This window comes from Pseudomonas fluorescens group sp. PF-1 (assembly GCF_054481335.1).
In genome coordinates this window covers 278,423-293,168 of record NZ_JBTMNG010000002.1, presented here as the reverse complement: position 1 = coordinate 293,168, position 14,746 = coordinate 278,423, and the positions used below count along the sequence as shown (strand labels likewise).

At 59.0% G+C, this 14,746-nt stretch carries 15 protein-coding genes and 1 rRNA gene; 5 read left to right on the top strand and 11 right to left on the bottom strand.

Features of this window, described 5'->3' with window-relative positions; translation table 11 throughout:
- The first annotated feature begins 98 nt into the window (after positions 1-98).
- On the top strand, positions 99-416 hold the full coding sequence (locus ACX3YD_RS16000) for a tetratricopeptide repeat protein (protein ID WP_161793959.1): 318 nt from the start codon (positions 99-101) through the stop codon (positions 414-416).
- Here the strand turns inward: ACX3YD_RS16000 and ACX3YD_RS15995 are convergent, their stop codons facing one another.
- The 3 genes from ACX3YD_RS15995 to tag form a co-directional block, all read right to left on the bottom strand.
- The gene (locus tag ACX3YD_RS15995) at positions 417-656 is read right to left on the bottom strand and encodes a PilZ domain-containing protein (RefSeq protein WP_103406833.1); all 240 of its coding nucleotides are present in this window, start codon (positions 654-656) and stop codon (positions 417-419) included.
- Between the two features lie 175 nt (positions 657-831).
- Positions 832-1,719 (bottom strand): lysophospholipid acyltransferase, encoded by an 888-nt coding sequence (locus ACX3YD_RS15990; protein ID WP_047535688.1) that lies wholly within the window; start codon positions 1,717-1,719, stop codon positions 832-834.
- 40 nt (positions 1,720-1,759) lie between these two features.
- Positions 1,760-2,317: a DNA-3-methyladenine glycosylase I gene (gene tag, locus ACX3YD_RS15985; protein WP_103406832.1), complete on the bottom strand. Its 558-nt coding sequence runs from the start codon at positions 2,315-2,317 to the stop codon at positions 1,760-1,762.
- Between the two features lie 80 nt (positions 2,318-2,397).
- Between tag and glyQ the strand changes: the two genes are divergently transcribed.
- The 4 genes from glyQ (at position 2,398) to ACX3YD_RS15965 (ending at position 6,819) form a co-directional block, all read left to right on the top strand.
- Entirely contained in the window at positions 2,398-3,351 is a 954-nt protein-coding gene (glyQ, locus tag ACX3YD_RS15980; RefSeq protein ID WP_003213601.1) for a glycine--tRNA ligase subunit alpha, read from the top strand.
- Positions 3,348-5,402, top strand: a complete 2,055-nt coding sequence (glyS, locus tag ACX3YD_RS15975) for a glycine--tRNA ligase subunit beta (RefSeq protein ID WP_458960485.1) — start codon at positions 3,348-3,350, stop codon at positions 5,400-5,402. Before glyQ ends, glyS begins: the two co-directional genes overlap by 4 nt.
- A gap of 6 nt (positions 5,403-5,408) precedes the next feature.
- Positions 5,409-5,948 (top strand): D-glycero-beta-D-manno-heptose 1,7-bisphosphate 7-phosphatase, encoded by a 540-nt coding sequence (gene gmhB / locus ACX3YD_RS15970; RefSeq protein WP_047535681.1) that lies wholly within the window; start codon positions 5,409-5,411, stop codon positions 5,946-5,948.
- Positions 5,949-6,039: 91 nt separating this feature from the next.
- On the top strand, positions 6,040-6,819 hold the full coding sequence (locus tag ACX3YD_RS15965; RefSeq protein ID WP_047535679.1) for a lysophospholipid acyltransferase family protein: 780 nt from the start codon (positions 6,040-6,042) through the stop codon (positions 6,817-6,819).
- A gap of 191 nt (positions 6,820-7,010) precedes the next feature.
- Here ACX3YD_RS15965 and ACX3YD_RS15960 read toward each other — a convergent pair whose 3' ends face one another.
- From ACX3YD_RS15960 to rrf, 8 genes are all read right to left on the bottom strand, one after another.
- The gene (locus ACX3YD_RS15960; protein WP_458960484.1) at positions 7,011-7,982 is read right to left on the bottom strand and encodes an oligopeptide/dipeptide ABC transporter ATP-binding protein; all 972 of its coding nucleotides are present in this window, start codon (positions 7,980-7,982) and stop codon (positions 7,011-7,013) included.
- On the bottom strand, positions 7,982-8,965 hold the full coding sequence (locus ACX3YD_RS15955; RefSeq protein WP_047535672.1) for an ABC transporter ATP-binding protein: 984 nt from the start codon (positions 8,963-8,965) through the stop codon (positions 7,982-7,984). The genes ACX3YD_RS15960 and ACX3YD_RS15955 overlap by 1 nt, the downstream gene beginning before the upstream one ends.
- 2 nt (positions 8,966-8,967) lie before the next feature.
- Positions 8,968-9,849: a D,D-dipeptide ABC transporter permease gene (gene ddpC / locus ACX3YD_RS15950; protein WP_047535662.1), complete on the bottom strand. Its 882-nt coding sequence runs from the start codon at positions 9,847-9,849 to the stop codon at positions 8,968-8,970.
- A 1-nt stretch (position 9,850) separates the two neighbouring features.
- Positions 9,851-10,867: an ABC transporter permease gene (locus tag ACX3YD_RS15945; RefSeq protein WP_047535659.1), complete on the bottom strand. Its 1,017-nt coding sequence runs from the start codon at positions 10,865-10,867 to the stop codon at positions 9,851-9,853.
- Positions 10,868-10,941: 74 nt separating this feature from the next.
- Complete coding sequence (locus ACX3YD_RS15940; RefSeq protein ID WP_103406888.1) at positions 10,942-12,522, bottom strand: ABC transporter substrate-binding protein; 1,581 nt, start codon at positions 12,520-12,522, stop codon at positions 10,942-10,944.
- A gap of 153 nt (positions 12,523-12,675) precedes the next feature.
- Positions 12,676-13,236, bottom strand: coding sequence for a D-alanyl-D-alanine dipeptidase (gene ddpX, locus ACX3YD_RS15935; protein WP_047535651.1), 561 nt, complete (start codon positions 13,234-13,236; stop codon positions 12,676-12,678).
- Between the two features lie 29 nt (positions 13,237-13,265).
- Positions 13,266-14,126: a MurR/RpiR family transcriptional regulator gene (locus tag ACX3YD_RS15930; RefSeq protein WP_103406887.1), complete on the bottom strand. Its 861-nt coding sequence runs from the start codon at positions 14,124-14,126 to the stop codon at positions 13,266-13,268.
- Positions 14,127-14,535: 409 nt separating this feature from the next.
- Positions 14,536-14,651, bottom strand: a 5S ribosomal RNA gene (rrf, locus tag ACX3YD_RS15925).
- Between the last annotated feature and the right edge of the window lie 95 nt (positions 14,652-14,746).

The window sequence follows — 14,746 nt, the reverse complement described above, 5'->3', positions numbered from 1 at the left end:
CATTCTGCAGCGGCCTGACTGGCCTCTTCGCGGGCAAGCCCGCGAATGCGATCCACAGAACGCATGGATATCCCTGAATAATCTCAACAAGGAATTCACTGATGATCGAATCCCTGGAAAAAATGCTCGCCAAGGGTGTGGATAACTCATTGCTGCGCTTCGGCCTGGGCAAGGGCTACCTGGATCTGGGGGAGAACGCCAAGGCTGTGGAGCATTTCCAGCGTTGCGTCGAGATTGATCCGAAGTATTCGGCCGCGTGGAAGCTATTGGGCAAGGCTCATCAGGCCCTGGAGAACTATCCCGCCGCAAGACAGGCCTGGGAGCAAGGCCTGGAGGCCGCCAAAGCCCATGGCGACAAACAGGCCGAGAAGGAAATGACGGTATTCCTGAAAAAGCTCGATCGGCAGGCGCACTGATCAGAGATAACGCAAATCAATGCCTTCGGCATCCACTTGCACCACTTCCATGCGCACACGCGGCGCGCCGGCGGGCAAGCCCTGCACCTGTCCGTAAACCACCGCGCCCCTGGGTAGCGCCGACAAGGCCGGATGTTTGACGTAGACACCCGTGGCCGACAGATTGCGCGTCTGGCCCAGGCATTCGCCGAAGCTGTCATGACTGATCTTGATGCGAAATGATTTGCGGTGTTCGGACATCTACAGCGCCCTTATGAACGTACTGTGGATAACTTGTAGGAGCAGGCTCGCTCCGGGCGGCGCTCCGACGATGCTCGTGAACGATGACGCGGGAAGTCTGATTCCCCGTGGTGCCCTCAGGTTCATCGCGAGCGGGCTCGCTCCTACAAGTTATCCACAGACTGTGCCAATTGTTTCAATACCAGCGCTCTTCGCCGGGCGGACGCTTCTTGAAGCGCTTCATGCTCCACATGTACTGGCTTGGATACGCCCGCACATAACGCTCGACCACCTTGCTCATGGCGGCACAGGATTCTTCGGTGTCAGTGCTGTACATGGCCTCTGGCGCGGCTTCGAGGATCACTTTATAGCCTGATCCGTCTGGCAGGCGCAGGGCGTGCAGAAAGACGCCGACCGCTTTGCCGCCCGCGAGCATGTTCGGTACGAATTTGCTGGTCAGTGCCTGAGTGGCGAAGAACGGCACGAAGATCCCGGCGGATTCGGCCGGTTCCGGGTCGGCGGGAATGCCCACTGCACCACCTTTGCGCACTTCCTTGATGACGCTGAGAATGCCTTCCTTGGTGGAAGCGGCCACTTTGTTGCCCAGTTGTACCCGCTGCTTGCGCAACAATTCATCCACCGCCTTCAATTTGGGCGGACGGTAGAAAATGATCGGTTTGCACTGGCTGCAATAAAAGTGGTTGAGCACTTCCCAGTTGCCCAGGTGGCTGGTGATGCCGACCACGCCCTTGCCGGAGGCGAGTGCATCCTTCAGAACGTCGAGCCCCTCGACTTCACGCACCAGGTCGATGGAGCGCTGGGCCGGCCAGATCCAGGCGCAGGCGCTTTCGGTCAGTGACTTGCCGATGTCTTTCAGACTCTGGCCGACCAGACGCTCACGTTCGGCGGGGTCCATCTCCGGAAAGCATTTGGACAGGTTGATCCGCACCACGTCGCGGGAACGGTTAGGGGTTTTCCACATCACCCAGCCAATCGCCGAGCCGACAGCCTGCACCGCCCGCCACGGGAGCAGGGCAAACAGCCGCAGAGCGCCTACCAGCAAGGCGCCTTTAAACTTATCCACAGGTCACTCCTGATCTTGTGCTGTGCGCGAGGCGGCTATTCTAACCGCCGTTCGCCAGCAGCGCGTAGCGGTCGCAATCGCGCGTGTGATCCATGACCATGCCCGAAGCCTGCATCAGGGCGTAGCAAATGGTCGGGCCAACGAAGGTGAACCCCGCCTTTTTCAGGCCTTTGCTCATCGCCACCGCTTCGGGGGTGATGGCCGGGACTTCGGTGCGATCCTTGAAATGATTGACCTTCGGAACACCGCCGACGAACGACCAGAGAAACTCGACAGGGTCTTCCAGCGCCAGCCAGGCCTGGGCATTGCGCCGGGCCGCGTTGAGTTTGAGACGATTGCGGATAATGCCCGGATCGAGCATCAAATCATCGATTTCGGCGTCGCTCATCTGCGCCACGCGCTGCACGTCAAAGCCGTACATCACCCGGCGATAGTGCTCGCGTTTGCGCAAAACGGTGATCCAGGAAAGCCCGGCCTGGAACCCTTCGAGCAAAAGCAACTCGAACAATCCCTGCGCATCGCGTAGCGGCGTGCCCCACTCCTGATCGTGATAAGCCATGTACAGCGGATCTTCGGAACACCAAAAGCAGCGTGGCATAAGGCTCCAGGGGGCGTGCGCAGCAATGAATCGGGTATACTCCCGCTCTTTAAATCGCAGCCCAAGAAACAGGTGAATTCGTGAGCCAGCCTACGCCAGCCGTGCGTACCTTCCAAGACTTGATCCTCGCCCTCCAGCAATACTGGGCCGAGCAAGGTTGTGTGGTACTTCAGCCCTACGATATGGAAGTAGGCGCCGGCACTTTCCACACCGCAACATTCCTGCGCGCCATTGGCCCGGAAACCTGGAACGCCGCCTATGTGCAGCCAAGCCGTCGCCCGACTGACGGCCGCTATGGCGAAAACCCGAACCGTCTGCAGCACTACTACCAGTTCCAGGTAGTCCTGAAGCCGAACCCGGACAATTTCCAGGAGCTGTACCTGGGCTCCCTCAAGCACGTGGGCCTGGACCCATTGGTGCACGACATCCGCTTCGTCGAAGACAACTGGGAGTCTCCGACCCTCGGTGCCTGGGGTCTGGGTTGGGAAGTCTGGCTCAACGGCATGGAAGTGACGCAGTTCACTTACTTCCAGCAGGCGGGCGGCATCGAGTGCTACCCGGTCACGGGCGAGATCACTTACGGCCTCGAACGTCTGGCCATGTACCTGCAAGGTGTGGACTCGGTCTACGACCTGGTCTGGGCTGACGGTCCGTTCGGCAAAGTGACTTACGGCGACGTGTTCCACCAGAACGAAGTGGAGCAGTCGACCTACAACTTCGAACACGCCAACGTCGAGAAGCTGTTCGAGCTGTTCGATTTCTATGAAAGCGAAGCCAAGCGCCTGATCGAACTCGACCAGCCGTTGCCGTTGCCGAGCTACGAAATGGTGTTGAAGGCGTCCCATACCTTCAACCTGCTGGATGCGCGCCGGGCAATCTCGGTGACCGCGCGTCAGCAATACATTCTGCGTGTGCGCACCCTGGCGCGTTCCGTTGCGCAAGCCTACCTGCTGGCTCGCGCCAAGCTGGGCTTCCCGATGGCAACCCCGGACCTGCGTGATGAAGTACTGGCCAAGCTGGAGGCTGCACAATGAGTGCTCTGGATTTTCTGGTTGAATTGGGCACTGAAGAACTGCCACCCAAAGCCCTGAACACCCTGGCCGAAGCGTTTCTGGCCGGCATCGACAAGGGCCTGCAAGCGGCCGGCCTGAACTACGAGACCAAAACCGTTTATGCCGCGCCACGTCGCCTGGCGGTGCTAATCACCTCGCTGGCCACCCAGCAGCCCGATCGCAGCATCAACCTCGATGGCCCGCCACGTCAGGCCGCGTTCGATGCCGAGGGCAATCCGACCCAAGCGGCACTGGGCTTTGCCAAGAAGTGCGGCGTCGATCTGAGCGAAATCGATCAGAGCGGCCCGAAACTGCGCTACAGCCAAAACATCGCCGGCAAGCCGACCGCGAGCCTGCTGCCGACCATCGTTGAAGATTCGCTGAACGACCTGCCGATTCCCAAGCGCATGCGCTGGGGTGCTCGCAAGGAAGAATTCGTTCGCCCGACCCAATGGCTGGTCATGCTGCTCGGTGACCAGGTCATCGACTGCACCATCCTCGCCCAGAAGGCCGGCCGCGATTCCCGTGGTCACCGCTTCCACCATCCGGAAAGCGTGCGCATCGGTTCGCCGTCCAGCTACCTGGCTGACCTGCGTGCCGCTTATGTGTTGGCTGACGCCAACGAGCGTCGCGAGATCATCAGCAAGCGCACCGAAGAGCTGGCCACCCGTCAGGAAGGCACGGCGATCGTGCCGCCGGACCTGCTCGACGAAGTGACCGCGCTGGTTGAATGGCCGGTGCCGCTGGTGTGCTCGTTCGAAGAGCGTTTCCTCGACGTACCGCAAGAAGCCCTGATCACCACCATGCAGGACAACCAGAAGTATTTCTGCCTGCTGGATGCCGACGGCAAGTTGCTGCCACGTTTCATCACCGTGGCCAACATCGAGAGCAAAGACCCGCAGCAGATCATCGCCGGTAACGAGAAAGTGGTTCGTCCACGCCTGACCGACGCCGAGTTCTTCTTCAAGCAAGACAAGAAGCAGAAACTCGAAGACTTCAACCTGCGCCTGCAAAACGTGGTGTTCCAGGAAAAACTTGGCAGCGTCTATGACAAGGCCGAACGCGTTTCCAAACTGGCCGCGTTCATCGCTCAGCGCATCGGTGGCAATGCCGCGTGGGCGGCTCGCGCCGGCCTGCTGTCCAAGTGCGACCTGGCGACCGAAATGGTCGGCGAGTTCCCGGAGATGCAAGGTGTCGCCGGTTACTATTACGCCCTCAACGATGGCGAGCCAGAAGATGTTGCCCTGGCGCTGAACGAGCAATACATGCCGCGCGGTGCCGGCGCCGAGCTGCCGACCACCCTGACCGGTGCGGCCGTGGCCATCGCTGACAAGCTGGATACCCTGGTCGGTATTTTCGGCATCGGCATGCTGCCTACCGGCAGTAAAGATCCGTACGCCTTGCGCCGTGCCGCATTGGGTGTGTTGCGCATTCTGATCGACAAGAAACTCAACCTCGACCTGAACGACGCCGTGGCCTTCGCCGTGAATGCCTTCGGTGCCAAGGTCAAGGCTGCCGGCCTGAACGACGCGGTGCTGGAGTTCATCTTCGACCGTCTGCGTGCCCGTTACGAGGACGAAGGCGTCGACGTCGCGACCTACCTGTCGGTGCGTGCCCTGAAGCCGGGTTCGGCCCTGGACTTCGACCAGCGCGTACAAGCGGTAGAGGCCTTCCGCAAGTTGCCGGAAGCCGCTGCCCTCGCTGCCGTGAACAAACGCGTTTCGAATCTGCTGAGCAAGGTGGAAGGCTCCGTGCCAACCGTCGTGGAAGCCAAGTACTTCGACAATGCCAACGAGTTCTCCCTGTACTCGGCGATCCAGCAGGCAGACCAGGCGGTTCAGCCTATGGCCGCAGCGCGTCAGTACAGCGAATCGCTGGCACGCCTGGCCGCCTTGCGCGAGCCGGTGGATGCGTTCTTCGAAGCCGTGATGGTCAACGCGGAAGACGCGAAAGTTCGCGCCAACCGTTATGCGTTGCTGGCGCGTCTGCGTGGGCTGTTCCTCGGCGTCGCCGATATTTCGTTGCTGGGGTAAGACTGTTTGAAACTGCTGATACTCGATCGGGACGGGGTGATCAACTACGACTCCGACGCTTACATCAAGTCAGTGGAGGAGTGGATACCGCTCCCCGGGTCGATCGAAGCCATCGCGCAGTTGAGCAAGGCCGGCTGGACGGTAGCGGTTGCTACCAACCAGTCCGGCATCGCTCGCGGCTATTACGACATTGCCACCCTGGATGCCATGCACGAGCGCTTGCGCTCGCTGGTGGCGGAGCAGGGCGGTGAAGTCGGCCTGATCGTCTACTGCCCACACGGGCCCGACGATGGCTGTGATTGCCGCAAGCCAAAACCCGGGATGTTGAAAAACATCGCCGCACATTACAACGTATCGCTGACTAATCTATGGTTCGTCGGCGATAGTCTCGGTGACCTGGAAGCTGCCAAAGCCGTCGATTCTCAGCCAGTTTTGGTAAAGACCGGAAAAGGCGTGAAGACTTTGGGCAAGACCCTTCCGGTAGGCACATTGATTTTTGACGATCTGGCGGCGATAGCCGCAGAACTTATCCACACATGCCCTTGAGTAAGTGTGCGCTTCAATTGGTCCTGACCAGGGATGAAAGGGAAGTGCGCTTTATATAGGACGGGCAGTTCCCGCAACGGTAAACGTCACCATGTCGATATTGCAGGCCATCAGAACCTTCCTCTTTTACCTGCTGCTGGGCACCAGTTCGTTGCTGTGGTGCAGCCTGAGCTTTTTTGTCGCGCCGTTTTTGCCATTCAAGGCGCGTTATCGCTTCATCAACGTTTACTGGTGCCGCTGCGCCTTGTGGCTGAGCAAGGTGTTCCTGGGTATCCGTTACGAAGTGAAAGGCGCCGAGAACGTGCCCGACCAGCCCTGCGTGATTCAATCGAACCATCAGAGCACTTGGGAAACATTCTTTCTCTCGGCCTACTTCGAGCCGTTGAGCCAGGTGCTCAAGCGCTCGTTGCTGTATGTCCCTTTTTTCGGCTGGGCCATGGCCATGTTGCGACCGATTGCAATCGACCGTGACAACCCGAAAGCCGCACTCAAGCAAGTCGCAAAGAGGGGCGATGAGTTGCTCAAGGATGGCGTCTGGGTGCTGATCTTTCCTGAAGGAACACGGGTCCCTTACGGCACCATCGGGAAGTTCTCTCGCGGCGGTACCGCACTGGCGGTCAATGCCGCACTTCCGGTGCTGCCCATTGCCCACAACGCCGGCAAGTTCTGGCCAAAAACCGGCTGGGCGAAGAAGCAAGGTGTCATTACCGTGATCATCGGCAAGCCGATGCATGCCGAGGGTAGCGGGCCGCGCGCCATTGCCGAGCTTAACGATCGGGTTCAGGCCTGGAACGAGCAGATGCAACGGGAAATGGGATCACTTCCACCCGCCCCACAAGCCCCGGTGGCCAGCGATCAAGTGGCTGTCTGAGTTCTGTGGATAACCTGTGTGCCGTTTTGCTGATACAGGCCGCATTTTTCTGTTAAGACTATGATTTAACTATATATTTCTTAACTTCATAAAATTCTGAAAAATGTGCATAGGTTTTTCAGAAGGTCAAAAAACCGGCTAATAAAGCCGGTTTTTTTATGCGCCACAACAGGCTGTCCGCCGACAGGAAATCAGCCTTGTAAATGACACCGCGCCCGCTGCCGCTCGTCTCCCTGCAGGACCTGGGGTTTGTCACAGCCAACGGTGCACAGGCTGCACCGTTCTCGAAAGAAGCAGCCAGTCGGCAGATGACGGTTACCCGGCAATTCGGTAGGCGCCGCCACCTGCTCTGCATGCAGCGCAACGCCCAGTCGTGGAACTGCTTCGAGCAACAGGCGGGTATAGGGATGGCGTGGCTGATCGAGCACCTGGGCAGCCTGGCCCAGCTCGACGATTTGCCCCAAATACATCACCGCAACCCGGTCTGCCATATGACGCACGACGGACACGTTATGGGAAATCAGGATGTAGGTCAGGTTGCGGGCGCGTTGCAGCTCTGCGAGCAGGTTGAGGATCTGCGCCTGAACCGAGATATCCAGCGCCGATGTGGGTTCGTCGAGGACGATAATATCCGGGTCGGAGGACAGGGCCCGGGCAATGGCAATCCGCTGACGCTGGCCGCCGGAGAACTGGTGGGGGAAGCGATCCAGGTATTCCGGGCGGATACCGACCTGGGACGCGACCTTGGCTGCCACCTCACGCATCTGTGCCCGATCGCCATGACCCCGGGCGTACAGTGGCTCGGTGATGATTCGCCAGATCGGCAGACGCGGGTCGAGCGAAGACTGGGGGTCCTGGAACACAATCTGCACGTTGTTGCGGCCTTCGCTGCCGGTGCGACTGGCCCAGTTCAAATCGCCGCTGCTGGGCGCAATCAAGCCCATCAACAACTGCGCCAATGTGCTTTTTCCACAGCCTGACTCACCCACGATCCCCAGGGTTTCGCCCGCTCGTACCTGAAGATCAATGCCATTGAGAGCGTGAGCAAAGCCTCGCGGCCGACCCAGCCAGTCGTTACTGACGGGGAAACGCACACGAACATCGTTGATTTGAAGAATCGGGGGAGCCATGTCGATAGCCCTATGAAGGACAGCATTGTTCATCACGAAAGCTCCTTGACGGGCAACCAGCAAGCGCTTTTACGTTGGTCGTTGATGGCATTGAGGGTAGGACGTTTGGCACAGACTGGCATGGCGTAAGAGCACCGCTCCTGAAACGTGCAGCCCTCGGGTAAAGAGGCGAGGTTGGGGACTTGCCCGGGAATGGTCAGCAACGGCTGGCCCGGCTCCACCATTTCCGGAAGGCCGCTGAGCAGCCCACGGGTATAGGGGTGTTGCGGATTGTTCATCACGTCGACGGTGCGGCCTTCTTCGACCACAGCGCCGGTGTACATGACATACACCCGGTCACAGAACTGCGACACCAATGCCATGTCATGGGTGATGAGCAAAATGGCAGTCCCCCGTTGCCTGGCCTTTTCTCGCAGCAGCAACAGCACCTGGCGTTGCACCGTCACGTCGAGCGCGGTGGTCGGCTCGTCGGCGATCAAGAGTTGCGGTTCACAGGAGAACGCCAGCGCAATCATCACCCGTTGACGCATGCCCCCGGACAGTTCGAACGGGTAGCTCTCCAATACGTGCTCTGGGCTGGCGATGTGCATGTCGCGCAACAGGGCAATCGCCTTGAGCCGCGCCTGGGCAGCACTGATTTTCTGGTGATGGATGATCACATCGAGCATTTGTCGACCGATACGCCGGGTCGGGTTCAGGGCGGTCATCGGCTCCTGGAAAATCATCGCCGCATCGCGTCCGCGAATCTGCAGCAGTTCCTTTTCAGGCGTTGTGAGCATGTCGCGGCCGAGCATGCTGAGGCTGCCCGCGGTAATGCGATAGCTGCGCTCGGGCAGCAGACGCATGCTAAGCATGGCCGTGACCGACTTGCCCGACCCGGACTCGCCCACCACGCCGACGATTTCGCCGGGATTGACGTGCAACGTCACGCCGTTCAAGGCTTTCACATTGTTTTTGTAAGCCGGGAATTCCAGGCTCAGATTGTCGATGGCCAGCACTGGGCTCGAAGTCTGCATTGTCATTTCCCCTGTTGCCGTGGGTCGAGCAGGTCGCGTACACCATCGCCCAGCAGGTTGAAACCGGTGGCGGTGATCAGAATCGCCATGCCTGGAAAGGTCGAATACCACCAGTTATCGAGGATGTAATTGCGCCCGGTGGCGACCATTGCGCCCCATTCGGCGGTTGGCTGTTGCGCGCCCAGGCCGATGAATCCAAGGGCCGAGGCCATGAGGATGGCGCTACCGATATCCAGGCTCAGTTGTACCAGCAAGGGCGGCATTGCGTTTCGCGCCACGTGCCAGTGCACCACGTGCCAGCGTCCGGCCCCGAACGTATGGGCGGCCTTGACGTACCCCATCTGTCGAATACTCAAGGCCTGGCCACGGGCCAGTCGTACGTAGGATGGGATTCGCACCAGGGTAATGGCCAGCATGGCGTTGAACAGACTCGCGCCCAATGCGGCCGCCAATGCCATGATCAGCACCAGTGACGGGACCGACAGCATGATGTCCATCAGGCGCATGATGAAGGCGTCGAAACGCCCACCGATCACCCCCGAAAAGCACCCCAGCAGCCCGCCGATGAAACAGGAGGCGAAAGCCACGAACAGGCCGACGCCCACCGACTGCTGGCTGCCGAACAGCACCCGGCTGAACAGGTCGCGACCCACTTCATCAGTGCCAAACCAATGGTCGGCGGATGGCGGCGCCAGGCGTTCGCCAAGGTTCAGTGCATTCGGGTCGTGGCTGGCGAGCCAGGGCGCGAAGATCATGCACAGCAGTACGATAGAAGTGATCAACAGGCCCGCCATGGTCAGCGGGCTCCGGCGGATCTGGTAAGCCAGGTAGGCGAGTTTTTCAGCCCTGCGCGGGCCACGTGCCGCCGTCAGAGTCACAGACATTTCAATTCACCTCGCCGATGCGTGGGTCGATCACGCGATACAAAAGGTCGATAGCCATGTTCAACAGGACATAGATGAACGAAACCAGAATCGCAAAGCCCATCACCGCCGGGAAATCCAGCGACTGGATCGACTTGACCACATAGGCCCCCATGCCGGGCCAGGCAAATACGGTTTCGGTCAGTACCGCGCCGTACAACAAATCACCCAGGGTCAACCCAAGGACGGTCACCGAAGGGATGAGGGCGTTGGGCAGGGCGTGACGCAGGATCACTGTCCACCGGGACAGGCCATAGGCGCGCGCGGTGCGGATGTAGTCTTCGCCTAATTGATCCAGCATGGCCGAGCGGATCTGCCGGGCGACTACCCCCAGGGTCACGAAGCCCAGCGTTGCGGCTGGAAGAATCAGGTGTTCGGCCGCATCGAGAAACAGTCGGACATCGCCCGCCAACAGCGAGTCGATCAGGTAAAAACCCGTGATCGTCGGTGGCGGCGAGAGCCCTTCAGATAGCCGGCCACCACCGGGCAGCCAGCCCAGATGGCCGTAGAACAACACGATTGCACCCAGGCCGAGCCAGAAGGCCGGGGTGGAAATACCGGTGACCGCCAGGGTCCGGGCGATCTGATCGATCAGCCGGTTGTGGTAAACCGCTGACAACACGCCCAGTGGCACACCGACCAGAATCGCTAACGTCAGTGCGACCAGCGCCAGTTCCAGTGTGGCCGGGAAGAACGCTTGCAAGTCTTCCAGGACGGGACGGTTGGTGCGTATCGAGGTTCCCAGGTCCCCGTGCAACAGATCCATCAGGTAGCGACCGTATTGTTGATACAGCGGCAGATCCAATCCCAGTTGATGACGGATGCCGGCCACGAGAGCGTCGCTGGCGCGGTCGCCGGCGATCAATCGGGCAGGGTCGCCCGGGATCAGGTGGGAAATTGAAAAGGTAATCAGCGAAACACCGAACACGACCAACATCAAGCCGAGCAGGCGCTTGCGCAACAATGTCAGGAAGGCCATCTGGCACCTCAGTTACACGAGCGACGAAATCAGAAGCCGCGCCAGCCGCCGGGGGCTGGCGCGAAGGAGCATGTTTACTTGCTCATGCTTCCCAGGTTGAACACCTGTTCGAGCATAGGGTTGAACACGTAGCCCTTGACCGAATCACGCATCGGCAGGGAGTAGCTCTTCTGATAGAGGTAGGCATAGACGCTGTCGTCGAGCACCTTTTTCTGCGCAGTCTGGTAAAGCTCGACGCGTTTGGCGGTGTCGCTGACAGCGGCCGCTTCGCGAATCAGCTTGTCGACTTCCGGGTTGCTATAGAACGAGCGGTTGCCTTGCAGGCCCTGCATCTTGGAGTCGAACCAGAAGTTCATGAACATGTACGGGTCAGCGAAGTCCGGGCTCCAGGTCCCCACCGCGATGTCGTAGTCGGCCTGGCCAACGCGTTCACGCAGGGTGGCGTTGGCGGTTTTCTCCAGTTTGAGGTTGATGCCCAGAGGGGCCAGGGCCGCCTGCAAGGTCAGGCCGATCGGTTCCCAGTTGGCGTCCTTGTCCGAGTACATGTAGTTCAGGTTGGTGATCTTCTGAGGGGCCTTGGCCAGGCTGTTCTTCGCGGCGGCCAGGTCCTGCTTCATCACTGGCAGCGAACTGTCGTAGCCCCACATGCCATCCGGTATCGGCCCGTTCAGCAGCTTGGCCTTGTCCTTGAGAATGCCCTTGACGATGCCGTTGTAGTCCACCGCTTCGGTAATCGCGCGACGGGCGTTGACGTCCGTCAGAGGCCCCTTCTTGTTGTTCAGGTACAGGTAAGTGACGCGCAACGAAGGAAAATCCTTGACCACTACGCCGGGCTTGCCGCCCAGTGCGCCCAATTGGTCTTCGGGCATGTCTTCGATGATATCCAGGTCCCCGCGCTCCAGTTGCAGCCGACGCACGGAGGGCTCCGCAATCGTCTTGAGGATCACGGTCTTGAACGCAGGCTTGGGACCGGCGAAGTAGGGATTCGGCTCCATCGTGACGGACTGGCCCTTTTGCCAACTGGTCAGGCGGAAAGGACCGGAGCCTGCGGTGTGGCTGGACAGCCAGGCATTGGTTTCGGCGCCCTTGTTGGCCACCAGCGGGTTAACGATCGAGGCGCCGTTGTGGGCCAGGGTGAACAGGAAGGGGGCGAACGGCGTTTTCAGCGTAAAGCGGATAGTCTGCGGGTCGATCACCGCCACCACCATGTCCTCCGGGAATGCACCGGACGGCCCTTGCTTGAGGGTCATCAGGCGATCGAAGGAAAACTTCACGGCAGCGGCATCCACTGCGGTGCCGTCATCGAACTTGTTGCCGGGCTTGATCTTGAACTCCCAGACCAGGTTGTCCGGCGACACGGTCCAGCTTTCCGCCAGATCCCCTGTCACTTCGGTGCTGCTCTTGTCACCGTCGGTTTTGTAGCTCACCAGACGCTGATAGGACGGGTAGGTGATGGTCCAGTCGTTGTTATCGAAGGTTACCGCCGGGTCGAGCGTTTGTGGGTCGGCGGGCTTGCCGATGACCAGAGTGTCCTGAGCCGTCGCTGCCGAAGCGGCTTGCCAGGCGCCCAGGCTCATCGCGCTGCACAGTAGACCAAGCAGCAGCTTGCTGGTGCGTGGAGAGGTTTTTCGGGTCACGGTGTTCATTGGGGTCATGCCGGTTTCCTTAATCATTCGATGTATGGAAGTACGTCAGGTTTTTTATAAAAGCTATAACCGGGCAGTTGCAGGTGAAGCAGGTAACGCTTGTTGTTATCGCGTAGCGTTGGCGTCGAAACTCTGTGGTTTCGTTATCGGTTTGTTGCAGTATTAGTTGTTCGAGAATGTGGTCTGGTTGTCTTCCAGCAAGGGGTAATCATCGGCATCCGGAAGTTCGTAATGCCACCATTCAGTGGGAATTGCGCAGAACCCGGACGCGAGCATGATTCCCAGCAACAGCAGACGATTGCGTTGCACGTGAACGGGAAGGTCGGGGTAGAACTGATGGGACTTCTCTTCCATGGTGTCGAAGGCGCTGCCCATATCCAGCGGCTGTCCATCGCTGCCCACCAGGGTCAAATCCACTGCCACGCCACGGCTATGGTGGGAGCCCAAATGGGGATCGCGCACGTAGTTACCGTCAGGCAATGCCTCCCACAATAGAAACTGGGCGAAAGGTGGACGGTAGGCGTCATAAATACGCAGTGTGTAACCGGCCAGCCGAGCCAGTTCACTGGCCTTGCCCAGGCAGTCGGCCGCTTGACGATGCAGCAGGCAACGGGCACTCGGGTAAATCACCTTTCCAGCCAGATTGTCGGCACTGGCGTAGATCAGATCGATTTGCACCTGATATCGCTCGGCATCAATCTCTACAAGGGGGCTGTTGTTCACGCAAAAACTCCAGTTGGGATTGGATGGATCTAGCCTTCGAACTGGCCGAAAGCTTTTTGCAATTGTCGGTTTTTGCTCAGGCGTTCATCGAGGCGGTCGCCGAATTTTTCCGCTACGGCCGACACCATCAGGTTCAACAGGCAGGCCAGCGGGGCAGGGGAGTCCCAGAACTGCCCGACATCGGTTTTGAGTTGCAGCAGATCCAGCGGGTAGTCACGTGCCCACGGGCATTGCAGATCGGTGATCAGGGCCAAGGGCAGGTTGTTATCGATGGCGGCGTCGCAGAAGGTCCGGGTCACACTGGAATAGGCCCGGAAATCCGAAATGATTGCGTAGGGGTTGGCAAAGCCGGAATTCAGGGTTTCGGCGTAGATGCCGGACAAGCCGTCGACGTAGTAGACCTTGGGCCGGATGTATTCGAGGTGGCTATGAAACGCGGTGAGAATCCCGCGGGTCGACTGGATGCCGAGAATGAATACCGCATCGGCTTCGTAGATGCGCTGCACGATTTCAGCGAAGGCACTGCTGCGCGCCAGGCCATAGACGTGCCGGATGGCCTCGATCTCGCGACTCATGGAACGGTCGAGTGCGTCTTCTCGAGTGCTTTCGGTGCGAAAGGCGCCGATCCGGTCGGTGATCAACCACGACGCCGGCGCTTCGCCGCGCAGACTCTGTTTGACCTCATCGATGTTCTGATAACCCAGCGAACGGAAAAAACGCCCCACGGAAATGCCAGTGGTGGATGCCTGCTGCGCGATGCTGTCGGCCGACTCGAACGGTAGCTGATCCGGGTTTCCCAACAGGTAACTGGCAATGCGTTTGCCAGTCGGGGTCAGGTTCGAGAACTCTTGCTCGAGCAACTGAAGGAAGCTGTTCTTTTCTGTAGACATGTCAGCGCACCGATCGAGGGATTGTTATTGCGGTGTCATTATCGTTAAACATGTTACATGTATAACATTTATCATCAAGACAACACCACGTTTTTTTCAGACGCGTTACGCCGAATCCCGAATCCCGGAAAAGTCCGAAAAAAAAACCAGCGCAATGCGCTGGTTTTTTTGTTTGGAAAACTCTCGGGAGGGGGAGAGCTCAGCGAATGTTCGGCGACACTCGCTGCAGGGACAAAATCAGTTCCAGAACGGACGCTATTCCCAACCTAAAGAAAAACCCATGATCGCAGGCGTCATGCAGGCCTTGGCACCGAACAAACCATTTCATCCATACCAATCTCAGGATGCTTTTTCGAGGACAAAAACAAAACCCCTACCTGCATGCGCAGATAGGGGTTTTGGAATTTAATCTTGACGATGACCTACTCTCACATGGGGAAACCCCACACTACCATCGGCGATGCATCGTTTCACTGCTGAGTTCGGGATGGGATCAGGTGGTTCCAATGCTCTATGGTCGTCAAGAAATTCGGGTACCGAACCGTCTTTCGACGCTTCAGCAAATTGGGTATGCGATAGTTTGTGCGGCTTTTGTGAGTGGTTGCGAACTTTCGGTTCAT

What these genes read in the sequence shown, in the direction of transcription:
- tag (WP_103406832.1), bottom strand. Translation starts at nt 2,317, where the DNA reads ATGCCACGCTGCTTTTGGTGTTCCGAAGATCCGCTGTACATGGCTTAT.
- ACX3YD_RS15940 (WP_103406888.1), bottom strand. Translation starts at nt 12,522, where the DNA reads ATGACCCCAATGAACACCGTGACCCGAAAAACCTCTCCACGCACCAGC.
- ACX3YD_RS15960 (WP_458960484.1), bottom strand. Translation starts at nt 7,982, where the DNA reads ATGAACAATGCTGTCCTTCATAGGGCTATCGACATGGCTCCCCCGATT.
- ACX3YD_RS15955 (WP_047535672.1), bottom strand. Translation starts at nt 8,965, where the DNA reads ATGCAGACTTCGAGCCCAGTGCTGGCCATCGACAATCTGAGCCTGGAA.
- ACX3YD_RS15945 (WP_047535659.1), bottom strand. Translation starts at nt 10,867, where the DNA reads ATGGCCTTCCTGACATTGTTGCGCAAGCGCCTGCTCGGCTTGATGTTG.
- ACX3YD_RS15965 (WP_047535679.1), top strand. Translation starts at nt 6,040, where the DNA reads ATGTCGATATTGCAGGCCATCAGAACCTTCCTCTTTTACCTGCTGCTG.
- ddpC (WP_047535662.1), bottom strand. Translation starts at nt 9,849, where the DNA reads ATGTCTGTGACTCTGACGGCGGCACGTGGCCCGCGCAGGGCTGAAAAA.
- ACX3YD_RS15930 (WP_103406887.1), bottom strand. Translation starts at nt 14,126, where the DNA reads ATGTCTACAGAAAAGAACAGCTTCCTTCAGTTGCTCGAGCAAGAGTTC.
- glyS (WP_458960485.1), top strand. Translation starts at nt 3,348, where the DNA reads ATGAGTGCTCTGGATTTTCTGGTTGAATTGGGCACTGAAGAACTGCCA.
- ACX3YD_RS15995 (WP_103406833.1), bottom strand. Translation starts at nt 656, where the DNA reads ATGTCCGAACACCGCAAATCATTTCGCATCAAGATCAGTCATGACAGC.